This window comes from Okeania sp. KiyG1 (genome assembly GCF_014132355.1).
Taxonomy (GTDB): Bacteria; Cyanobacteriota; Cyanobacteriia; order Cyanobacteriales; family Microcoleaceae; genus Okeania.
This window is the reverse complement of the sequence record NZ_BLZO01000018.1, coordinates 1-23,693: the sequence shown is the minus strand read 5'-3', so window position 1 is coordinate 23,693 and position 23,693 is coordinate 1. Positions and strand designations below refer to the sequence as shown.

Genomic DNA, 23,693 nt, shown 5'->3' with positions numbered 1-23,693 from the left:
AGCTGATAGATGATAGCTGATAGCTGACGGCTGTTTGCTTATCTAGTTTCACCGAAAGTCCAGATGGAAAACTTAGTATAAAAAATGAAAAAAACACAAAATTTAGTAGTAAATCTAGGAATAACAATAGGTACATTTATATTCGCTTTGATAGTAGGAGAAATAGGATTAAGAATATTAGGATTAAACATCCCCCACCACCAAGAACAGATAAAAAATCAGAAAGTAAATCTCTATATACTAGCAAAGATCCTCATCGAGGTTGGGCAGGAAATCCTAACGCCACAGCATTTTGGACAGGAGAAGGTATACCTTCAGAATTGAAAATGAATAGTGGAGGGTTTCGTGATTATGAACGTAGTAAAACTAAACCAAAAAATGGATTAAGAATTGCTTTATTAGGAGATTCTTTTACAGAAGCGTTTCATGTCAAATTGGAGGATACTTATGGTGCAATTATGGAGCAAAAATTACAACAATGTTCTGTATTAAAAGACCAAAAAGTTGAGGTAATGAATTTTGGATCACAGGGTTATGGAACAGCTCAAGAATTGATGACTTTAAGGCATCATGTTTGGGATTATGCACCAGATTTAGTTATATTAGCTTTTTATGCTGCTAATGATCTTCGGAATAATTATCGCCCTCTAGACCACGACTACCTCAGACCTTATTTTGTCTATAAAAATGGTGAGTTAGAATTAGATATGTCATTCCAGACAATGAAACCTTGGGAAAGAGGTCGTTATGTTTTTTCAATGGTTGATATATTACCAATTTGGTTAGTGAGAAATTCCCGAATTTTACAGCTAATCAGAAAAGTTGATATGGATGCTAAACCACGTCAATTTTTAGATGAAAAAGGTAAAAGTTTGATTTCTTTTTATCGAGAACCTGAATTAAATTCCGAGTGGGATGAAGCTTGGAAAGTTACAGAAGGTTTGATTAAATTAATGAGAGATGAAGTATATGAAAGAGGTGCAGGTTTTATGGTTATAGCAATTAGTGATTCTCATCAAGTGCATCCCAATTTAGAACACCGTGAAAAATTTAAAAATAATCATAATTTATCAGATTTATACTATCCAGACCGGAGAATAGAAGCGTTTGGCAAACAAGAAAATATTCCAGTTTATATTTTATCTGGACCATTAGGAAATGAAGCACAAAAAACAGGCAAGTGTTTGTATGGATTTGATAATGCAGAACCTTGTGGAGGTCATTGGAATATTGAAGGTCATAAATTTGTAGGAAAAATCATGTCAAATTATTTATGTGATAAGTATAAGTTGGAAAGGAGTAGGGGAGTAGGGGAGTAGGGAGTAGGGGAGTAGGGGAGTGGGGAGTGGGGGAGTGGGGAGTAGTTAGGAGAAACGAGGAATTAATTAGGATATAGTCGGATATATTTGTCAGAGTGATTTTTCTGCTATTATTCTGCTTATAAATGGTAACTTTTTGAGCGTTTTCAACATGATACTAGGCACTTTTTTCCATTCTTTAAAGGCTAAAATATTTATCTGTCAGTGCTTTTATATTTGATCTATCACGCCCTAATTGTTAATCTCTGTACTTCATATACCACCGAATCTGCTGTAAATTATATAACCCAATACTTGTCCTATAAATTGTCAAAAAACAACCTTTTTATATGCATTTATTTCCTTATTCCCTGTTCCCTATGCCATGACTGTAGTAATATTTGATGAAATTAGTATTATTTAATTCCCAGATATCTTTTAAATAACCAGGTTAAAGACTATTATATAATCAGAAAAATCCTTCATCGGATAACTCTTAGGATAAATAGAACATCAGTCAGGAATACTAGATACTTCTGCTGAAGCAAAATTGAAAAAATCTCTAAATTACTTGCTATAAAATTGCCATGAAAAACTTGAGTATTTTGAATAAAACCTCAGAACTATGGAAAATAATTTTGATAAATATAATTTTCTTATTTGTATTTTTAGAGTTGGGTTCTCTGGGTTGGTATTTTTTCAAATATAAGCAATTTTTCTACACCAGAGAAAAAGTAGCAGAAAATAATCAAGGAGAAGAACTAGAAAATCAAGAAGAAAATGAAAATATTAATACCAATACAAATCCGATGGGAATCAACTTAGCAGGAATTAGATTAGAAGATTCTGTAATAGAAAGAATTCATCCTTACTTTGGGTATGTACAAAAACCCGGACCAGATTTTAGAAAAGGTTTTAAATATAATACTGCTGGTTTTATTTCTCCTTATGATTATCCTTATCAAAAGAAGCATGATAATCAATATATAATTGGAATTTTCGGTGGTTCCGTTGCCTCAAACTATTCAATATATGAAATTCAGAATCAAATCTTAGAAAAGAAATTAAGACAAATTCCAGAATTTAAAGACCGGGAATTTATTATCTTATCCTTTGCCACGGGAGGCTATAAACAACCACAGCAATTAATATTATTAAACTACTTTCTTTCCATTGGTCAGCAATTTGATATGATTATCAATATAGATGGTTTTAATGAGGTAACTTTGGCAAAAGCAAACAATAAAAATAATATTGATATTATGATGCCAAGTACCAATCACGTTGTGCCGTTAACTAATATAGCGAATAATAGTCTCTCGACAAAATCTATTAGAGCAATGTTAAAAATTAACGACAGTAAAGGTAAATTGAAAGATGCTTTAGAAACTTTAGATAAGTGTCAAGTAGCTTACTGTTATGCCTTGACATCAATCTATGTACAAAATCTAGCAAGTACCTATCGCAAAAATGTAAAAATATTTGATAAAGAAAGGAAAAAAGCAGCTAAACAAGCTGCGGGAGAAACTGAAGCTAGTATTGTTTATTTTTATGCACAATCTCCTCAACTAGAAAAATCAGAATTATATAAGATTATGGCAGAACACTGGAAAAAAGCGTCTATAATGATGAAGCAAATTGCTGCTAATAATAATATTTTATATTTTCATATTCTACAGCCAAATCAATATTATCCGACCAATAGAATTTACAGTGAAGCAGAAAAGAAAATTGCTTTTGATTCTGATACTCCTTTTAAAGAAGCAACAGAATTGGGGTATCCAGTGCTTTTGAACAAGATAGATGATTTAAAAAATAATGGCGTGAATATTTTTAATGGTGTGAATATTTTAGATAATGAAAAAGAGATAGTTTATATTGATAGTTGCTGCCATTATACGAAAACTGGAGAAAATATTTTGTCTGAATATATAGCTAATTCAATCTTTAATATACTTGCTCCAAATCAAAAGTCAAAAGTCAAAAGTCAAAAGTCAAAAGTAAGAAGTAAGAAGTAAGAAGTAAATTATAGTGGTCAATAGGAGTCAAGGATTCAGTAAGTATTTATGCTTAATATTTAACTGAGAATTTGACTCCTGATAAAGGTAAATTAAGATCATTTATATAGTATAAATACCTAAGCAAGCTACAGATTTTATACTAATTTTCATGTTACAAATTGAAGTGTGGAATGTGGGATTAATAATTAATAATTAGGGTCTGCTGAAAAAGTCTTTTAGTAGGGGTAGGAGACAGGAGACAACCCACCCCTCGCCCCTCCTCCCAGGAGGGGAAGACAGGAGAAATGGGAATTATAGAAGAGGTAGTCGGAAAAATTATCCCTTGATTTTTCTGTCATAATCATCCTAAAATACTAACTTTTTGAGCTTTTTGAGCTGAAAAGCTGGCACTTTTTTAGACCAAAAAATACTAAAACCAATATCAGTCAATGCTTTGATATTTAATCAGCAAACCCTAATTAATTATTAATTGTTGAACAGATGTCTATTATAGAAATTTTCACAACCAATGAGCGAATTGCCATATCTACTGAAAAAATTCTCCAGAAAGATACTTATCTATTACTTCAGCAGCTAATCTATTACCAGCAATATTCCAATGAATATCGTTAGGTTTATAAAGAGGAGTTTGAGTACCTGCAGCCACAAATTCTTCAACAATGTCAAGATAATATATATTATTTTTGACAAGTGCTTGAGATAATAATTTGTTAGGCTGTCGAAAATCAAATTTATCAGGAGTAAAATTGTAACTAGCAACTACTTTATCTCTTAATTCTTCGATAACTTGTACTTCATCAGGCATTAAGACTACCACTAAAGTAATATTTCTGCGATCGCAGATTTCTTGGATTTTTAATAAGTCGCCCAAAGCATCATTAAAATGTTCTTTAAATTCAGTTTCTTCAGGATTTTTGAGAAAAATATAACTCCTCTTTTTTGCCTCTTCCAGATGAAAGTCATCCGGTACAGTAGGTAAATCTTCTCGATACTCAATATTATGATGATAAAGATTACCTTCAAACTTACTATTTACCTTAATCAGAAAATAAAAAATGAGAAAACATAAGAATCTTGAACTTTAAGTAATCTCCGGTCTTGTTGTGATTTATAGTTATCAGAAAAGTCATTTCCGACGTAAAAAGATAACAACACCATATCAGGATTTAATTCTAATCCTTCATTCACTAATAGGGATAAATAATCTTTTGGCCCAATAGCAATTATTCCCATATTTATTAATTCTATTGGTTGCTGACTATCTTGATTAAGTTTTGACTCCAATAGAGTTAGAAAATTATGTTTGTAGGGAATACCTCCATAAGCAAAAGAATCACCTATACCCAGAATTCTATATGTACCTTCTGCTTTTTGTTTATTAAATTCTACATCTTTAAATCCCCGAGAATTTAATTGGAAGTCATAATCTGTAGATAATGGTTTCCCACGCCAACGATTATAAGATGAGGGGTCATAAAACATAAAAGATGGATTAATTTTGTGATAAATTCTGAATGTGACTTCTGTTAAGCCAAAAGTTATTAAAGATATAATTGCTGTTTGACGGAGGATAGAAAAAATCTTTTCATTATTAAATTTTCAAGTATGAAAGTTTTGAGTAGATTAAGTACAGTTAATCTAGATTAGCGGTCGCACTTGATGTTAATATAACACCAATTTTATCAATGTTTGTTACAAATGACTAGGCTCTTTATTAGGATTCAGGAGTCAGAACTCAGGAGTCAGAATGAATGACTTTAATACCAATTTTTAGGTAGGTAATTCTATTTTTTTATCAAAGGAATATCTCCGAAAAGTCTTTTAATCGTACTTATTATTCAAACACATTCTTTTTTATACAGGGTAAAAACAAGTAAAAAAACATCTATAAATTAACTTTTTCTAGATAGAGAAGCGCGATATAGGAAGTTTAGATTTGGCAGTCTATAAAATTAAATTTGAGTGTAATTTTTCCCCATTTCCCATTCCCTATTCCCCTATTCCCTTTTTTTATAAATATGCAATGTTTTGACTGGATTAAGTACAGTTAATCTAGATTAGCGATTGCTAAGATGTTAATATAACACCAGTTTAAAAATACCTCTAAATTAATTTTGTCTAGATAGAGAAGCGCTATAAGGGAGGTTTAGATTTGGCAATCTGGAAAATTAAATTTGAGTGTAATTTTTCCCTATTCCCCATTCCCTGTTCCCTGTTCCCTGTTCCCTTTTTTTATAAATATGCAACGTACTCATTCTAAATTAGTTTTAGGAATCAATTTATGTTTAGCGATAATTCCAGCTATAGTTCTGGGAATTCTTATTCTTAAGTATAGCCTTAATGTACCGATTCAAGACCAATGGCAAATTTCTGCTATTTTTGAAAAAGTTAATACCAGAACTTTGTCTTTCAGCGATTTAATGGCACAGCATAATGAAAGCAGAAAATTTTTCCCCAGACTAATTTTTATTGCCCTAGCATTTCTGACAAAATGGAATATTAGATATGAAATGTTAGTCATATTTTTACTTGCCTGTATAGTTGCTGTAAATATTTATCTTTTAAATCGATTAACAATTAATACCTCCTTTATCAAAAGTCTGACTATAGCATTCGTATCTAATATTTTTATATTTTCTGCCGTGCAATATGAAAATTGGTTATGGGGTATTCAAATAGTTGTTTTTATTCCCATCGCCTGTATTACTACCTCTATATTAATTGCTTATTCTCGACTGAATAATACAGCGAAATTTTTAATTTGTATGTTATTGGCAACCATCAGCACTTTTTCTTATGCTAATGGTTTATTAGCCTGGGTAATTGTCTTGCCAGTTTTAGCTTTAGCCAAACTAAAATCTTGGTCAGATATACTAAAAAATATCAATTTATATCTCCTATGGATAATTGGATTTATAGCAAATATAGCTTTATATTTTTACGATTATCAAAAGCCATTATCTCACCCTAATCCAGTAGAATCTATTAAATATCCATATCAAATATTTCAATATTTTCTAGCATTTATAGGTACTGCTCTTGGTATAGGTAGCAGTATACAACCCCTCAATAATTCAATTATTCTTGGCTCAATAACTATTACTCTATTTATTTGTTTATGTTCTTATGTACTATGGCAGATTAAAGACTATCAAATTCTGTCTCAAACCATTGGTTGGATTATGCTTGGTTCATATACAATTATTAGTGCCTTAGTTACATCCTTTGGTAGAGTTTCATTTGGTATAGAACAAGCACTTTCCTCAAGATATACAACCTTTTCCACTTATCTAATTATCTCCATAATTCATTTAATGATAATTGTGGGAGAAGATTGGATAAAAAAGAATACTTGTTAATTAATAGAAGCTTATTATCAAAAATAATTTGCTGGTTTCTCGGGATAATAACTGTTCTGCAAATACATAATTTTACTTATGGTATAGAAAAGATGCAATTATGGCGACAAAATTATTTGAAATATAAAGGATGTTTATTACTCATTAATTTTACTCACGATAACTGTCAAAATTTGATTGATTCTTACTATTTTGAATCTTACAGACAGCGGGCGCGTTACTTAAGCGAAATGGGTTTTTTACACCCTGGTTTAATTCAAACTAATCGCATTCAAGACCTTGTAAATACTAATAATGAGAGAGAAGTAGAAGGTCTTTTTGAAAAGCTAGAATTCATTGGTGGTAATAATTTACTAGCAACTGGTTGGGCAATATTTAGTGATACGGGTTTACCTGTAGATGCCATTGTTTTGAGTTATGATAATTCTCAAGGTGAATCTATTGTTTCTGCTGTGGCAGATATGACAATATCAAGACCTTATCTGGTGCAAGGATTTAAGGGTCAAAAATACTTTAAGTCAGGATGGCAAAAGGTATTATCTACTCATAAATTTCCCCAAGGAAATATTAATGTTAAAGCTTGGGCATTAGATACAGATACTGCTAAATTTTATCTAATTCCTGGTATTCATATTGTTAATAAGAATGGTCAAAATCTTAGTGTTGTTTCAATAAATAGGGAAGAAGGAAGAAGGAAGAGGGAAGAGGGAAGAGGGAAGAGGGAATAGGAAAAAATTTAGAGATATAAATAAGTTGTACAGAGGATGGTAAAAGCTAATTTTTAGCCAAAAATTAAATTTTTTTAGGGAAGAAGATACACAAAATAACCAGTGCATTTTAATTTTCATAAAAAATAGTTGCAGCTTAGATAGAGTAGGATATTTAACGTTCATAAAATAGAGTATAAATACACGATTAATTTTGCTTAGGTACTTAGTCTTCTTTTTCATAATTGCTATAAAACTATTTCTCATATCTGAATATAACTAGCAAATAAAAACCTAACATTAAATGACCAAAAAATCAGGTCAATAGCTTCCCCTTTTAAGGAGATAAAAAAAAGAGAATTCCGTATTTTCGTAGCCTCCCGTTACAGGAGGTGCTGATAACTGATAACTGATAACTGATAACTGGTAACTGAAATGACCTTTTGGTAAAGTCGAAATTAGTCGAGAAGTAACAGGGGAAGTTAGACAGGTAGATATTTATTTTTCTCCGGTATCAAACCCTCCTAATTCTGGCCTAAATTTAGGAGTATTGGATAAAATATTATTGAGTGATTCTTTAATTGAACCATTTCAGAATCAAACAACCTTGAATGAAGTTAGTAGTTGTTTGCTGAAGTTATTTTATTTTCAGAGTGAATTGCAGCGATAAGCAAAACGGAATCAAGAATATATTCCAGAATTATATTTGCCTAATTTATCTTTTGGGTTGAAAAAAGCGCCGTCTACACGGTGTTTACAATTGGTTGGGTTTTGAGTCCCAATCCATTTTTTTTCCTTCTTTCTTTCTTCTTCCTTTCTTCTTTCTTCTTCCTTCTTCCTTCTTCCTTCTTCAAGGATTTTAGCTACTTCTGCTTCTGAGAAATTGATCAATAGTTTTGGTTTTCAGTTAGACCAAGAAAACTGGGTTACAGGAGTTTATGTTTCTCCAGCAGGATGGAAAATAAATCTAATTGCTATTAACCAATTACCAGTAATTCCAGAAACATTGTGGTTAAGAATTTTAGGCAAGGGAAAAACTCAAGAATTAGCCATATTAGAATTGGTTGATTTATCGCCAGAAAACCCTTTTAAAAATCTGGCACTAGAACAGGTTTCAATTTGGAGAACTAATTTAGAAATTAAACAAGATTTAACTAATGAGGAGAGAGAATTAATTATGAATTTATCACCAGCTTATCTAAAATGGCGTGAAGATGTAAGGCAAGAAGGACGACAAGAAGGACAACAAGAAGAACGAAAGATTATACTGGAAAGCTTGCTAAAAAATCGATTTGACGAACTCGACCAAGAGTTATTATACCAATTTGATAAGTGTTTGTTACAAATAGTAGAAGTAAGAAAGAAGGAAGAAGGAAGAAGGAAGAAGAAGTAAATATTGAAAAAAATGTAAAAACGATATAAATAACTATCTAAAATCCACGATAGTCACTATTTTTAAGCATATCTGATAGAGTGGCACTTTTCATAGCATTCTTTTTTAAAATTGGTATTAGAAGTTGTGGAAACTTTATTAAACTTGTCTGCTGATGAATATGCTCAAATACTAATTCAATTACTGAATTTATCACGGGAATAACTCTTAAAGTTAATCAAAAATGAACCGTCAAAAGAGAAAAATTAAACGGGTATAGCAGAAGGAAGAAGGAATAAATTAAGAAGAAGGAAAATCTTACGTTTTTTAAGTTTTAATGCTTTAATATCATTTTTATTCTGTAACAATGTGCTGAATAATTGTTGTTCAAACCTTATTACACTGACTATTCTCATCTTTATATTCAGTGCAAATTTATGGAGAAATTGTATCAGCTTTTGATCTATGTTAAACTTTCCTTGGACCGCTATATCAGTTCTGTTTAAAGTTTATAACTTAGAGGTTGTCTGAGAAGTCCCATTTGCTACATCCAAGCCCCCGCGCATCCTCCGTTCAAAAAAAAGCGCAGCATCCTCTGGCTTCCCCCGATCCTGCGGGGGACGGGAGGGGGATTAATAAAGGGGGACTAGAGCAAGCAAATTAACTCTTGTTCCCCCCAAACTTGGGGGGCTAGGGGGGCAAAATTCAGTATCAAAAAACTTTTCAGATATCCTCTTAGACAAGGCAATCTTCTTCCTTCTTCCTTCTACTATAGCAATCTTGCTTATTCAAAAAACTCATCTATATCTTTAACTAAATAATCGAATAAAATATCCGCAGCTAATAAATTTCCAGAACTATTCCAATGAGGTTCCCTCAGTAAGTATAAAGGACGATTTTTTTGCTCTCTTCTAAATCTATCTAACATATCTATATAAGGAATACCATTAGCCTCTAAATACTTGATTAAAATCTCTTGCTGACAAGTCGTATTATAAGACTCTGGCTTCAAATCATCATATTCGGCAAAAATATCATTCAATAATTCATCATTAACTTGATATTCATCGGGATAAATTGCCACCACAAACTGAATATTTCGAGACTCTAATAATGCTTGCATTTCTGAAATACTCTGAAAAATATAGTTAACATTATCGTCTCGCTTACCCTCAAGTAAATCTCTAATCTTACAAAACTTGAGCCTACTTTTTTCTACCCGCAGAAAAGCTTTTTCAGATAAAATTCCCGGTGACTTTTCCCGTTCAATAATTGGAGCTGATGCTAAATTTAAACTAGCGACTAGAGAACTACTAGATAACTGGGCAGAATCCTGTTTAGCCCTTTGTAATTCCTGGTAAACTTGATATTTCTGCTGTAAAAACATCAACAATCTAGACCTACCAATAATCGGATAACCAAAAATAATTAATTCATCTTCCTTATCTATATCTATATATATGCCATTGACAATAATTCGTTTTCTTTCTGGGTCAGCATCTCGAAAATCATTACCAACAAAAAAACCCAATACTACCAAATCGGGATTATATTGTAACCCGTACTTTTTCAACATAGCTAACTGCTCCCCAGTATGAGTTCCTGGATAGCCTACATTAATCACATCAACCTGATTTTTGCCATAATAATTCTCAAATTTTTTCTCCAACAAAGCCGTATAATTTCCCTCCTTTCCACCAGCCCAATTAAACGAATCACTAACTACTAACAAGCGAAATTTATTCTGGTCTTTTTGCAAAGGATAATCTCTATCATTAAAACCAAATTGATTATTTCCATTAATATAAGGTCGTACTCTAAATCCTAAATCTGAATCGTACTGATAGAGACCTTTAAATAGATAAGGCTCCAAAACAATCATCACAACTTCTACCAAAAACAGAGGTATAACTATCCAGGTAAATGTTAATAATAAAAATGTATTAAAATTTTTCCAGTTAATCAATTTCAGGTATTTTGATAACATATTGAAGAAGGAGACAGGAGACAGAAGACAGGAGACAGGAGGGAAATTACTTATGGATAGTCAACGAATAGCCGCTCTGCGTCTAGCCTTCCCCAAGTAATTTTGAACACGACCGTTGACGGTGGGGTATTAAACCCAAAATCAAAATATAGGGAATTAAAAATATAGTACTTTGCTCTGGTATAATAAAAGTTATACGTAAATATAGTCATATATAGTCAAATAATGTCAAATATCTTCGTTGATTTGTGCAAAAGAGTTACTAAATATTTGACAAAATTTAATAACTCAAAGGCCATCTGTTTAATAGTATAATGAAATTGGCACGCTTAGTTCCAGACTAAATAATCATCAAAATTCCGCGCGTCCTCGAATCCTAATATAATTTTAACCCCTTGATTTATGAGATTAGTTGAGAGACATATTATTCAAAAAAATCATCGGTTTTATCCTGAAATAGACCGACTGTGTTTCTTGTCTAAAAATCTCTATAACTATGCTAATTATTTAGTTCGTCAATCTTTCATCTTTGAAAATAATTATCGTCACTATTACGACCTGCAAAAAACACTCTCTACTCAACCAGATTATCAAGCAATGCCAGCTAAAGTATCTCAACAAATATTGATGATACTAGATAGAAACTGGAAGAGTTTTTTAGCAGCAAGCGAAGTTTATCAACAGAACCCATCAAAGTTTAATGCTCGTCCTCGTATTCCTGGATATAAGAATAAAATAACAGGAAGAAATATTGTAGTTTATACGACACAAGCTATCAGCAAGAGGCAACTTAAACAAGGAATTATTAATCCCAGTAAAACCGGAATTTATCTAAAAACATTAGTACCTACTTCACAAATTAAGCAAGTTCGTCTCGTGCCTAGACTTAACCATTATGTAATTGAGGTGATTTATGAGAAATGCGAAAAACAATACGAGCTAGAGAAAAATCGTTGTGCCAGTATTGATATAGGATTAAACAATCTAGCTACATTAACTTTTAATCAAGCCGGAATCAAACCACTCTTGATAAATGGCAGACCGTTAAAATCTATCAATCAATACTATAATAAAGTTAAAAGCTTACTACAATCTCAACTCCGGGAAAATCAATCAAGTAAGAGACTAAAAAAGCTTTGTAATAAGAGAGAATTCAAAATCAATGATTATCTTCATAAATCATCTCGTTTAATTATTAATACCCTGATTAATCAGAAAATAGGAACATTGATAATTGGGCACAATGAAGAATGGAAACAGAAGATAAATCTAGGGAAAAGAAATAATCAAAATTTTGTCTGTGTTCCCTACAACAAGTTAATAGAAATTTTATCTTATAAAGCCAAGATGGTAGGGATAGATGTAATTATTACAGAAGAATCTTATACGTCAAAAGCGAGTTTTATAGATAATGATTTGATTCCAGTGTACAAGGAAGGTGAGAATAATCATGTCACTTTTTCTGGAAAAAGAGTAAAAAGAGGTTTGTATCGTACCACAAGCATTGGATTGATTAATGCTGATGTGAACGGTTCTCTAAACATAATGAAAAAAGCAGTCCCAAATGTCTTTGACCATGGGATAGAGGGTGTTGTAGTTCACCCAGTCAGAATAACACCTGCAAAATAAGGATATGTCATATTTGACTATATTTTTATGAACTATAGTTTCCAATTGAAAGAAGGAAGAAGGAAGAAGGAAGAAGGAAAAATATTGCGTTGTCTGAGTTTTAAGATGAGCGATCTGTCCTAACCTTTCCTTAGACTGCTATATAACTCATCTGAGGGGAGGTAGGAAGATAGGGAGTAAGGGAGTAGGGAGCATTTTTCCAAAAAAAACACTATATGTGCCATAGTGCTATAGTTTTTATCTACTATATACAGTGGTTTTGCCTAATTCTGGTCAAAGAAAGAGGATGTATTTCGGTTCCAATTCAAACAGGACTTAAGCATTTTTCCAACAAAAACACTATATGTACCATAGTGCTATAGTTTTTATCTACTATATACAGTGGTTTTGCCTAATTCTGGTCAAAGAAAGAAGATTTATTTCGGTTCCAATTCAAACAGGACTTAAAGATTTTTCCAATAAAAACACTATATGTACCATAGTGCTATAGTTTTTATCTACTATATACAGTGGTTTTGCCTAATTATTGTCAAAGAAAGAAGATTTATTTCGGTTCCAATTCCAACAGGACTTAAGCATTTTCCGACAAAAACACTATATGTATCATAGTGCTATAGTTTTTATCTACTAAATATAGTGCTTTTGCCTAATTCTGGTCAAAGAAAGAAGATTTATTTCGGTTCCAATTCAAACAGGACTTAAAGATTTTTCCAATAAAAACACTATATGTACCATAGTGCTATAGTTTTTATCTACTATATACAGTGGTTTTGCCTAATTATTGTCAAAGAAAGAAGATTTATTTCAGCTCCAATTCCAACAGGACTTAAGGATTTTCCGACAAAAACACTATATGTATCATAAGGGTGGGATGACGCCATTCGGAGCGACTCTGTCAAGAGCGGGTTTCCTCGCCATATCCAATCGACCAAGAAAAAGTAAACTTAAGTATTTCAAGCCTTTGGCTTTAGTCGGAGGTACTGATAACTGATAACTGATAACTGAAATGACACTATCTTCTATTATTAAACTACTAGGGCGATCGCCCTTAACAACCGAACTCCTAAACAAACTCCAACAACACCAATGCCTACAACTAAACGGCGCTCCCCGTTTACCCAAAGGCTTAGTTGCATCTACCCTGGCCCAACAACAACAGCAAAATTTGTTCATTGTCACTGCTACCTTAGAAGAAGCGGGACGGTGGGCGGCACAATTAGAAGCAATAGGATGGCCGACAGTACACTTTTATCCCACCTCAGAAGCATCACCCTACGAAACCTCCCAGTCCGAAGAAATGATTTGGGGACAAATGCAGGTATTGGCAGACTTGCTGAGTGAGAATGCGCCAGAAAATGCAAGCAATAAAGCAAAAATGGCCGTAGTGGCAACAGAGCGATCGCTCCAACCCCACCTACCCACAGTTAAACAATTTCAACCATACTGCCTAAAACTCAACCCAGGTATTAGCAGCAATTCTAAAACCTTCGATGAAAAACTAGCCAAGATGGGATATGAAAGAGTACCCCTAGTAGAAACCGAGGGTCAGTGGAGTCGCCGAGGGGATATTATAGATATATTTCCTGTCGCCTCAGAATTACCAGTACGCCTAGAATGGTTTGGTGACGAACTCGAAAAAAATTCGGGAATTTGACCCCTCGACTCAACGCTCCCTTGACAAAATTGCCAAAATAGTAGTGACTCCCACAAACTTTAGTCAGTGGGGGTGGGGAAACTTAGAGTCAATAACCGACTCAAAATTTGTCTCCCTTTTAGATTATTTGCCAGAAAATACCCTAGTCGCCATAGACGAAGCTGACCAATGTGCTGCTCATGGCGATCGCTGGTTTGAACTGGTAGAAGAAAACTGGCAACAACTCAACGCTGACCAAACATCCCAACCATTACCAAAAATTCATCGTACTTTTGCCGACTCCCTCGCAGAAGTAGAATTATTTCCCAGACTATATTTATCCGAACTCGTCAAAGAAAGCAATAGCAGTATTACCAGCTCAGTGGAATACACCCTCAACCTCGCCAGTCGTCCCTTACCAGTAATGCCGCACCAATACGCAAAACTGGCAGAAAACCTGCGCCAGGAAAGGGAACGGAAATTTTCCGTATTCCTCATTTCCGCTCAACCATCGCGCTCCGTATCCCTACTCCAGGAACACGACTGTCCCGCTCAGTTCATCCCCAACCCCCCGCGACTACCCTGCCATTGACAGACTGCAAACCCAACATACCCCTGTTGCTCTCAAATATAGTGGTTTAGCAGAATTAGAAGGATTTATTTTGCCCACATTCCGGTTAGTTGTCATCACCGACCGAGAATTTTATGGACAACACACCCTCGCTACTCCCACCTATATTCGCAAACGTCGTCAAGCAGCTTCCAAACAAGTAGACCCCAACAAACTGCGTCCCGGAGATTATGTGGTTCACCGTCAACATGGTATCGGCAAGTTTGTCAAATTAGAAAGTCTGACTCTGAATAATGAAACCCGCGACTATCTAGTAATTCAATATGCGGACGGTTTACTCAGAGTTGCCGCCGACCAACTTAGTTCCCTGTCGCGGTTGAGAAGTACGGATAAGAAAAAACCGCAGCTCAATAAACTGACGGGTAAAACTTGGGAAAGCACCAAAAATAAAGTCCGTAAGTCAATCAAAAAATTAGCCGTTGACCTGCTGAAACTTTATGCTCAACGCGCCAAACAAACAGGTTATAGTTTTCCTGCTGACTCCCCATGGCAAGAAGAAATGGAAGATTCGTTCCCCTATCAACCTACTCCCGACCAGTTGAAAGCAACTCAAGATGTGAAACGGGATATGGAAAGTGAGCGAGCAATGGATCGTCTTGTTTGTGGTGATGTGGGTTTTGGTAAAACAGAAGTTGCTATTCGAGCAATTTTCAAAGCAGTCACTGCTAACAAACAAGTAGCATTTCTCGCCCCGACTACAGTTTTAACTCAACAACATTATCATACTCTCAAGGAACGTTTTGCACCTTATCCTATAGAAATAGGTTTACTCAACCGCTTCCGTACTACTAATGAAAAGAAAGAAATTCAGCGGAGGTTGGCGACTGGGGAGTTGGATATTATTGTTGGCACCCATTCTATTTTAAGCAAAACAATTAACTTTCGGGAGTTAGGGTTGTTGGTGGTGGATGAGGAACAACGGTTTGGCGTTAACCAGAAGGAAAAAATTAAGGCGCTCAAAGCTCAGGTAGATGTGCTGACATTGACTGCAACGCCAATTCCTCGGACTTTATATATGGCGCTTTCAGGAATTCGCGAAATGAGTTTAATTGCGACTCCACCCCCATTGCGTCGTCCGATAAAAACTCATCTTGCACCTTACGATCTGGAAACTGCTCGCACTGCAATTCGCCAAGAGTTGAATAGAGGAGGACAGGTATTTTATGTTGTGCCGCGCATTGAGGGTATTGAGGAATTAGCGGGAAAGTTACGAGAAATGATTCCCGGAGCTAGAATAAATATTGGTCACGGTCAAATGGATGCTAACGAATTGGAGTCAATAATGCTCACGTTTAGTGCTGGTGAAGCTGATATTTTGGTTTGTACCACAATTATTGAGTCTGGTTTGGATATTCCTCGCGTTAACACGATATTAATAGAGGATGCTCAAAAGTTTGGCTTGTCTCAGTTGTATCAGTTGCGGGGAAGGGTTGGTCGTGCGGGGGTGCAAGCTCATGCGTGGTTGTTTTATCCGACTACTGCTTCCGGTGGGATAGCGCTGACAGATGATGCTCAAAAACGGTTGCGCGCAATTCAGGAGTTTACCCAGTTGGGTTCTGGATATCAGTTAGCAATGCGAGATTTGGAGATTCGGGGAGCGGGGGATATTTTGGGTGCAGAGCAGTCTGGTCAGGTTAATACTATTGGGTTCGATCTGTATACAGAAATGCTGCAAGAGGCAATTAGTGAGGTTAAAGGTCAAGAAATTCCGCAGGTGGATGATACGCAAATTGATTTGAGTTTGACTGCATTTATTCCCGCAGACTATATTCTAGATTTAGATCAAAAAATGAGTGCATATCGGTTAGTTGCTGCTGCTAATAGTCGGGAAGAGTTGAGTCAAATAGAAATTGATTGGAGCGATCGCTACGGTAGTATCCCAAAAGCTGGTTTACAGTTATTAAGGATGATGGAATTAAAACAAATTGCCAAAAAAATAGGCTTTTCTCGAATTAAAGTAGAAGGCAAACAACACGTTGTTTTAGAAACACCAATGGAGGAACCTGCATGGAATTTATTAAAGGAGAAATTACCAGGTCATTTAAAGTCTCGTTTTGTGTTTAGTAAGGGTAAAGTAACAGTTCGTGGTTTAGGTGTTTTAAGTGCTGATAAACAGTTAGAAAGTTTAATAGATTGGTTGAGTAAAATGGAAGGAGTTTTAGTAATTAATAATTAATAATTATTAATTAATAATTAATAACTGGAGAGTACAAAGTTCTTCCAAAAAACGATTTATTTTGAAGACTGAAGATATTATACCAATTTAAAAAAAGAATGCTACAAAAAGGTAGACCTCGATCGGATATGCTTAAAAATAGCTAGTCTAGTTCATTTTAGATAGTTATTTATATCGTTTTTCCATTTTTTTAAATATTTATCACTTCTTCCTTCTTTCGTAGGGACGCCCTTATGCAACGTCCCTACCATTTGTAACAAACATTTATCACCCTTGGTATTACTGGCAAAGGCTTACAGTGCTTATACCAAGCGTGAAAAAAGAATGTTACAAATACTTTAGTGCAATCACTTTGAAAATATTGGATACTTAAATGCGATCGCAGTGCTAAATATTGGCCATTGATCAAGCATTGATAATAAATTCCCAGCCAGTTATTTGAGATATTACTTTTTGGGTTAATTTATTTAAACTCTTAGTCAGAGCATTTTGTAACTCTTCTATACTGTCGAAATTAATCCACTTAAAATCTTCTTTCATGTATTGCCATAATCTTTCTATGGGATTAATTTGTGGACTATATGGTGGTTGAAACAATAAAATAATATTCTCAGGAAGATTTAAGTTTAAAGCTTTGTGTAAACCACCATTGTCTAGCTGAATTATGTGAATTTCATCTTTGAATTGCTCTGCAAATAATTCTAAAAACAATTCATTTGCAAATACTATTAAGGTGATTCAATAATTGATAATTGATAATGGATAATTGATAATTACCTCTCCCTAAAAGGAAGAGGATTGAATAACTTGCTTGAATATCATAAACACTATGGAGCCAAGCCATGAATTTCAGTATAACTATCAAAACCTTCTGGGTCTTCTAATTCTCCTTTTAATTTATCTTTAACTGTTTCTGGAATTAATGATTGACGACCTGGACTTGTGCTAATTGTTAATAAATTTTCTAGTCCACCTTGACGATATTGACTTAACCACCTAGAAATTGTCACCTCACGGGGTGACCAGTCAAAGCAGCTAAATGGCCAACAGTTTCAGCCTGATTAGTAACAAGCAAATATAAAACTTGTACTCTTTCTCTGTGTTTAGCCGTTTTTTGGTCCAAAAACAACTTTTTTAGGACTTCTTCTGACTCTGTAATATTAATTTTTAGTATTCCAGACATCGATTTTTAATTTATGCGATCGCTCCTAATCATTTGTAACATTCTTTTTTCACGCTTGGTATTAAAACTGCAAAATATTATGCGGAGAAAATCTGATGGAAAAATTGTATTAATCGATTTTGGTCCTGTCAAAGAAATTAAGGGGTTAGCAATTACAACTGGGGGTCATACAACTATTGTTAGTGGTAGCGAGGACAAAACTATCAAAATTTGGGATTTAGCAACGGGTAGTCTCAAAAATACTCTCACTGGTCATACATGGGTCGTAACTTCTATTGCCATAAGTTCCGACGGACAAACTATTGTTAGTGGTAGCGATGACAAAACTATTAAAATTTGGTCGGCGCGGTAGTAGGTAATTTCAGTTATCAGTTATCAGTTATCAGTATTTCCGACTTAAACAGGATGCAAGAAAATATTTGATAATTCTATAATTACTTCACTCCCCCACTCCCCTACTCTCCTACTCCCTAACTCCCCCACTCCCTAACTCCCCCACTCCCCTACTCTCCTATTCCCTAACTCCCCCACTCCCACACTCCCCTACTCCCCCACTCTCCTACTCCTCTACTCTAACTCAACCTCCGCCAAATACCAACACTCCCATCACCACAACCTGCTGCCAACATCTGACCATCTACGCTAAACGTTACTGCATTCACTGCTGCTTCCTGACTCAATACTCCTAACTCCTCCATCGTATAAGGGTTCCATAAATACATATTCCCATCTCGACATCCACTTGCTAAAATCAAACCATCGGGACTAATAGCAACAGCATTCACTCCATCAGGATGTTGCAATGTTCCCAATAAATCTCCAGTCGCTAACTGCCACAACCTAATAGTATTGTCACTACTCCCACTCGCCAATATCTGACCATCAGGAGCGATCGCCACACCCCGCACCACATCACTATGACCAGTCAAAGTCAACAACAACCTCCCTGTCCCCACATCCCACAACTTAATCGTCTTATCCCCACTCCCACTCGCTAAGACCTTGCCATCAGGACTAATAGCAACCGACTCCACCCATGCAGTATGACCTTTCAAATATCCTCGCATTTTCCCACTATTGAGATACCAAACCTTCACCGTCTTGTCACCATGACCGCTTGCCAATATCTGACCATCTTGACTAATAGCGATCGCCTGCACGGGACCCCAGTCTTGACCCAACCAACCACCTAGAGTTCGCACTAACTTACCAGTCCCCAAATTCCAAACTTTTACAGTACCGTCATTACTACCACTCACCAAAGTCTGACCATCTGAACTAAAAGCGATCTCCTGCACCCATCCCGAATGACTAAACATCCACCCTCCCAAAGTACGGGGTTCGCTACCAGTCTTCAGAGTCCAGACTTTAATGCTATTATCCTCACCCCCACTCACCACAGTCTGACCGTCAATACTAAATGCTACTGTTCTGACTTTATCGCCGTGACTTTCTATACTTTCAGACCCTTCCCAAGAACTCTTTGTTGTCTGCATTAAATCTTTCAGTACTTCTTCTGCTGAACTATAGCGTTGTTGCAGCGATGGTTGTAACATCCGTTCGATAATATTATTCAAAGATGTGCTTACAGGTCTAGGTAAATGTTGCTGCCATAACCATTCTTCACCATGACGCAGGTCGAAGGGGTCGAGTAGAGTCATTAACTGAATGCAGACAATACCTAAACTATAGATATCGCTAGCAAATACTGCTTGACCAATTAACTGTTCCGGTGCAGTATATTCTGGAGAACCGATAACCGTACCACTTTTGACTGCGGGATTAGTAGAAATAGCTTTTGCAGCGCCGAAACCTACTAAATATAAATTTATTCCCCAGTCATATTCACTCTCATTAGTACCACGACGAATAATATTTTCTGGTTTAATATCCCGATGAATTACTTGATTTTTGTGGATAAACTGCAAAACTGGCAGTATTTCTCTCAGAAATTTTCTGATTTTTTGTTCATTAAATGTCCCCTGTTCTTTTAATTCTTGAGCTAAATTTTTGCCTTCTATATATTCTTGTACTAAATACCTATAAGATGATACAACAAAATAGGCTAATAAACTAGGAATTTGTGGATGTTTTCCCAGTTTGTCTAGTTGTAATGCTTCTCGGTTAAAATAGGCTGATGCTTTTTCTATTTCACTAATATTTTGTGCTGCATTTTTGCCGGGAATACCTACAGGTAAAAATTGTTTAATTACACATATTGGTTTGGAAGGAATATCTTCATCGATTGCTAAGAATGTTCTGCTAAATGTACCTATTCCGATTGGTTTGAGGAGGCGGTAATGTTCTCTCAGGATGAGTTTTGCACCGCAACTTTGGCAAAATCTATTTTTATCTGGGTTTTGAGGTTTTTGGCAAGTAGGATTGTAGCAATAACTCATATTTTGTACTGGTAATAATTTAGTTTAAGGAAGAAGTAAGAAGGAAGAAGTAAGAAGGAAGAAGTAAGAAGGAAGAAGTAAGAAGGAAGAAGTATGATTTAAAAATAGACTTTTTGCATAAGTAAAAAAAAATCAACAAATCCCAAATGGATAAACAGTTTTGAAATCTTACCGAATAACTAAGGTTTAAACCCTCTCCTTTAAAGGAGAAACAAGCGGTCGTTTGCGGAGCAGTCCGTTAGGATGGGATGGCGTTTTGCTAGCGCATAACTACGTTAACGGCTGTCGCCGACATGAATGCGAGCGCATTCCGATCGAAAAAGCGGAGTGGCTCTGATAAGAGCGGGTCTCCTCGCCATATCCAATCGACCAAGAGAGAAAAAAAGTTTCCTTTAAGTCAATCCTCTTATTTTCAAGGAGAGGTAATTAATAATTAATAATTAATAATTAATAATTAATAATTGTTGAACCTTTGTTGCTTTTTCCCAGAATATTTTTATACAATTGAAAAAGCATTACTTAATTATACCAAAAATTAGTCAATGAGTATAATAAAAAACCTTTGTCATCCTCACTACCAAAGTTACCAAACAGGATATGATAATAAAAACTAAATAGTTGTTCAGGAGGATATAATCTATGACATTGCTACTAGCTGGTGACATTGGCGGTACTAAAACAATACTACAACTGGTAGAGGCTACACGAGAAGAATCAAAGGCTACCGTGGAATTTCAGAGCCTTTATGAGAATCGTTACTCTAGTCACGATTTTCCAGATTTAGTACCTATAGTACAAAAATTTTTGGCAGAAGCAAATGAGCAATTGGGACAGCAATTCCAACCAGAAAAAGCTTGTTTTGCGATCGCTGGTCCTATTGTCAACAATACTGTTAAATTGACGAATCTGCCTTGGATGCTGGATGCTAAACTGCTAGAAAATGAATTAGGGGTATCTCAAGTTAGCCTGATCAACGATTTTGAAGCAGTGGGTTATGGAATTTTGGGTTTAACTGACAATGATTTAGAGACTTTACAAACTGGCGAACCCCAAGGTGATGCCCCAATAGCTGTAATTGGTGCAGGTACTGGGTTAGGAGAATGTTTTTTGGTTAGAGCTGCGGGAACGGTTAGAGTTTATCCCACAGAGGGGGGTCATGCAGATTTTGCACCACGCTCTGAGTTGGAATTTGATCTATTAAAATATTTATTAGCAAAGCATAATATAGACCGAGTGTCTGTAGAAAGAGTAGTTTCAGGCATGGGAATTGTGGCAATTTATCAATTTTTACGCGATCGCAAATCTGCTGCTGAATCTCCTGAAATAGCGGAAGTACTAAGAAAGTGGGAAACAGAAATTGGCTCAAATGAAATTACAGTAGATCCAGGTGCAATTATTGGGAAAGCTGCGTTGGAAAAGAGCGATCGCTTGTGCGAGAAAGTTTTAGAGCTTTTTGTGGAAGGTTATGGAGCAGAAGCAGGTAATTTAGCATTGAAACTTTTACCTTATGGTGGCTTATATATAGCAGGTGGTATCGCTGCTAAAATCCTGCCATTGATGAAGTCAGGTACTTTCATGGAAGCTTTTCATCATAAGGGACGAATGAGAGCATTGTTAGAAAAAGTACCTGTTCATATTGTGTTAAACCCTCAAGTGGGATTAATTGGTGCAGCAATTCGTGCTTCTAATTTATAGGCAATGATACTAAGTAGGGGAGTGGGGGAGTGGGGGAGTGGGGGAGTGGGGGAGTAGACTAAATATTGAAGTAATTGGGCGTTCGGTAGTTTTGGTACAAAAACTTATGCACTAAGACCATTTGAGGTGCTGTGAGAATTATTAAAACCCTGATTAATATTATGTCCGGATAATTAGTGATGCAAAAACTTTTTCTCGTAAGCGCCTTTTCTTCCCTCCTGTCTCCTGCCTTTCTTTCCGTACCGTTACTACCGATCGCCTTAGCGAAACTGGTGCAACTGTTGACTTTTGACTTAAAATACTACTGAATCTCCTAAATTCTAACTTTTAATTTAAAATTTCTCACTTTTGACTTTTGACTTTTGACTTTTGACTTATGATTAATTGGAAGCCCTATCTAGAATCGGTTTGTCGGGACTATGCCAAATGGTGGGAGGTTTATACTCTGACGGATGTGAGGGGAAAAAAGTCTCTTCAGCAGCAGCAGCATATTTCCCCACTGTTGGATTTGGGTTTGATGGTACAAACTGTTGCGGAAGAAAAACAGAGGGAAAGACAAGAAGAGAAAATTGAACGGTTGACCGTTTTGGAGGGTTTGCGCAAATATGCTCCAAATCATGTGTTGTTGCTGGGGCGGCCGGGGTCAGGAAAATCTACTGCTTTGGCTAGATTGTTGTTGGAAGAGGCGGAGAAATTAAGATCCCCCCTTAGTCCCCCCTTTAGAAGGGGGGAAACAGGAGAAAATACTTTTTTTCCAATGGAGACGGAGGAGGAAGGGGAAACAGGAAAAACTCCCCCCTTTCCAAGGGGGGTTGGGGGGGATAAAACCTTTCCAAGGGGGGCAGGGGGGGATCGAAAAATTCCCATCCTCATCGAACTCCGCTACAGTCAATCTTCCATACTTTCCAGAATTCAAGCATTTATCCACAAACACCACCCCACCATAAATATAGATACAGCAACTCTAGAAACTTGGCTCCGTCAAGGTGAATTTTTGCTCCTGTTCGATGGGTTTAACGAAATGGCATCGGAAGCGGCACGACAACAGGTGAGAACGTTTCGGCAAGACTACCCCCAAACTGCCATGGTGTTTACGACGCGAGATTTGAGTCTGGGGGGAGATTTGGGGATAGAGAAAAGGTGGGAAATGCAACCTCTGACTGAATCTCAAATGCGGGAGTTTATCAGTGCTTATTTGCCTGAGCAGGGAGAAAAATTATGGCAGCAGTTGCAGGGGAGGTTGCGGGAGTTGGGAGAAACTCCGATGTTTTTGTTGATGTTGTGTTCGGTGTTTGGCTATAATAAAGTAATACCAAGCAATCTGGGATTGGTGTTTCGGAGTTTTACTGAGAGTTATAGGAGTCGCCTCAAGCAAGATGTTCCCGTTGATGAAAGTTCTCGACGTTGGTGGGATAGGTTATTGCAGGAGTTGGCGTGGGTGATGACGAATGGGGAGTCGAAAACTGAGATTATGGTTGCTATTTCTCGACAAAAAGCTGAGGAGGTGTTGACGGAGTTTTTGCGGGGGAAAGTAGAAGCTCCTGATGACCGTGCGATGTGTTGGTTGGAGGATTTATTGGAGCATCATTTGATTCAGGTGGGA

General features: G+C 35.9%; 18 protein-coding genes and 1 pseudogene. 11 read left to right on the top strand and 8 right to left on the bottom strand.

The window, feature by feature from the left end; translation table 11 throughout:
* The first annotated feature begins 84 nt into the window (after positions 1-84).
* The 3 genes from SAGCYANO_RS43845 to SAGCYANO_RS01945 all read left to right on the top strand — a co-directional run bounded on the left by SAGCYANO_RS43845 (position 85) and on the right by SAGCYANO_RS01945 (position 3,316).
* Complete coding sequence (locus SAGCYANO_RS43845) at positions 85-324, top strand: hypothetical protein (RefSeq protein WP_237395603.1); 240 nt, start codon at positions 85-87, stop codon at positions 322-324.
* 2 nt (positions 325-326) lie between these two features.
* Entirely contained in the window at positions 327-1,319 is a 993-nt protein-coding gene (locus SAGCYANO_RS01950; RefSeq protein ID WP_237395601.1) for an SGNH/GDSL hydrolase family protein, read from the top strand.
* 617 nt (positions 1,320-1,936) lie between these two features.
* Positions 1,937-3,316: a hypothetical protein gene (locus SAGCYANO_RS01945; RefSeq protein WP_307785798.1), complete on the top strand. Its 1,380-nt coding sequence runs from the start codon at positions 1,937-1,939 to the stop codon at positions 3,314-3,316.
* Positions 3,317-3,845: 529 nt separating this feature from the next.
* Here the strand turns inward: SAGCYANO_RS01945 and SAGCYANO_RS43840 are convergent.
* Positions 3,846-4,190 carry a hypothetical protein gene (locus SAGCYANO_RS43840; protein ID WP_237395599.1) on the bottom strand — a complete coding sequence of 115 codons (345 nt, stop codon included), beginning with the start codon at positions 4,188-4,190 and terminating at the stop codon, positions 3,846-3,848.
* A gap of 170 nt (positions 4,191-4,360) precedes the next feature.
* Positions 4,361-4,801: a hypothetical protein gene (locus SAGCYANO_RS43835; RefSeq protein ID WP_237395597.1), complete on the bottom strand. Its 441-nt coding sequence runs from the start codon at positions 4,799-4,801 to the stop codon at positions 4,361-4,363.
* Between the two features lie 758 nt (positions 4,802-5,559).
* On the opposite strand from SAGCYANO_RS43835, the gene SAGCYANO_RS01935 reads away from it, so the two are divergent.
* Both SAGCYANO_RS01935 and SAGCYANO_RS01930 read left to right on the top strand, forming a co-directional pair.
* Complete coding sequence (locus SAGCYANO_RS01935) at positions 5,560-6,678, top strand: hypothetical protein (RefSeq protein WP_202218544.1); 1,119 nt, start codon at positions 5,560-5,562, stop codon at positions 6,676-6,678.
* The gene (locus tag SAGCYANO_RS01930; RefSeq protein WP_237395595.1) at positions 6,654-7,406 is read left to right on the top strand and encodes a hypothetical protein; all 753 of its coding nucleotides are present in this window, start codon (positions 6,654-6,656) and stop codon (positions 7,404-7,406) included. The genes SAGCYANO_RS01935 and SAGCYANO_RS01930 overlap by 25 nt, the downstream gene beginning before the upstream one ends.
* 660 nt (positions 7,407-8,066) lie before the next feature.
* Here the strand turns inward: SAGCYANO_RS01930 and SAGCYANO_RS01925 are convergent.
* A complete protein-coding gene (locus SAGCYANO_RS01925; protein ID WP_202218542.1) occupies positions 8,067-8,276 on the bottom strand; it encodes a hypothetical protein in 210 nt (69 codons plus the stop codon).
* Here SAGCYANO_RS01925 and SAGCYANO_RS01920 point away from each other — a divergent pair.
* A complete protein-coding gene (locus tag SAGCYANO_RS01920; RefSeq protein ID WP_202218541.1) occupies positions 8,269-8,778 on the top strand; it encodes a hypothetical protein in 510 nt (169 codons plus the stop codon). The genes SAGCYANO_RS01925 and SAGCYANO_RS01920 overlap by 8 nt on opposite strands.
* A 763-nt stretch (positions 8,779-9,541) precedes the next feature.
* Here SAGCYANO_RS01920 and SAGCYANO_RS01915 read toward each other — a convergent pair.
* Positions 9,542-10,723 (bottom strand): hypothetical protein, encoded by a 1,182-nt coding sequence (locus tag SAGCYANO_RS01915; RefSeq protein ID WP_237395594.1) that lies wholly within the window; start codon positions 10,721-10,723, stop codon positions 9,542-9,544.
* A 423-nt stretch (positions 10,724-11,146) separates the two neighbouring features.
* On the opposite strand from SAGCYANO_RS01915, the gene SAGCYANO_RS01910 reads away from it, so the two are divergent.
* Entirely contained in the window at positions 11,147-12,373 is a 1,227-nt protein-coding gene (locus tag SAGCYANO_RS01910; protein WP_202218539.1) for an RNA-guided endonuclease TnpB family protein, read from the top strand.
* A 1,006-nt stretch (positions 12,374-13,379) separates the two neighbouring features.
* A pseudogene (mfd, locus tag SAGCYANO_RS01905) lies at positions 13,380-16,813 on the top strand (transcription-repair coupling factor).
* 405 nt (positions 16,814-17,218) lie between these two features.
* Here mfd and SAGCYANO_RS01900 read toward each other — a convergent pair.
* The 3 genes from SAGCYANO_RS01900 to SAGCYANO_RS01890 all read right to left on the bottom strand — a co-directional run bounded on the left by SAGCYANO_RS01900 (position 17,219) and on the right by SAGCYANO_RS01890 (position 17,996).
* Complete coding sequence (locus SAGCYANO_RS01900; protein WP_202218538.1) at positions 17,219-17,524, bottom strand: transposase; 306 nt, start codon at positions 17,522-17,524, stop codon at positions 17,219-17,221.
* Positions 17,525-17,640: 116 nt separating this feature from the next.
* Complete coding sequence (locus tag SAGCYANO_RS01895) at positions 17,641-17,823, bottom strand: helix-turn-helix domain-containing protein (RefSeq protein WP_202218537.1); 183 nt, start codon at positions 17,821-17,823, stop codon at positions 17,641-17,643.
* Complete coding sequence (locus SAGCYANO_RS01890; RefSeq protein ID WP_202218536.1) at positions 17,820-17,996, bottom strand: hypothetical protein; 177 nt, start codon at positions 17,994-17,996, stop codon at positions 17,820-17,822. Before SAGCYANO_RS01890 ends, SAGCYANO_RS01895 begins: the two co-directional genes overlap by 4 nt.
* A gap of 79 nt (positions 17,997-18,075) precedes the next feature.
* On the opposite strand from SAGCYANO_RS01890, the gene SAGCYANO_RS01885 reads away from it, so the two are divergent.
* Positions 18,076-18,348 (top strand): WD40 repeat domain-containing protein, encoded by a 273-nt coding sequence (locus SAGCYANO_RS01885; RefSeq protein ID WP_237395584.1) that lies wholly within the window; start codon positions 18,076-18,078, stop codon positions 18,346-18,348.
* A 220-nt stretch (positions 18,349-18,568) separates the two neighbouring features.
* Here SAGCYANO_RS01885 and SAGCYANO_RS01880 read toward each other — a convergent pair whose 3' ends face one another.
* Positions 18,569-20,395: a serine/threonine-protein kinase gene (locus tag SAGCYANO_RS01880; protein ID WP_202218534.1), complete on the bottom strand. Its 1,827-nt coding sequence runs from the start codon at positions 20,393-20,395 to the stop codon at positions 18,569-18,571.
* A gap of 639 nt (positions 20,396-21,034) precedes the next feature.
* Between SAGCYANO_RS01880 and SAGCYANO_RS01875 the strand changes: the two genes are divergently transcribed.
* On the top strand, positions 21,035-22,090 hold the full coding sequence (locus SAGCYANO_RS01875) for a glucokinase (protein WP_202218533.1): 1,056 nt from the start codon (positions 21,035-21,037) through the stop codon (positions 22,088-22,090).
* A 376-nt stretch (positions 22,091-22,466) separates the two neighbouring features.
* A partial coding sequence (locus tag SAGCYANO_RS01870) for an NACHT domain-containing protein (protein WP_375339855.1) occupies positions 22,467-23,693 on the top strand: 1,227 nt, incomplete at its 3' end.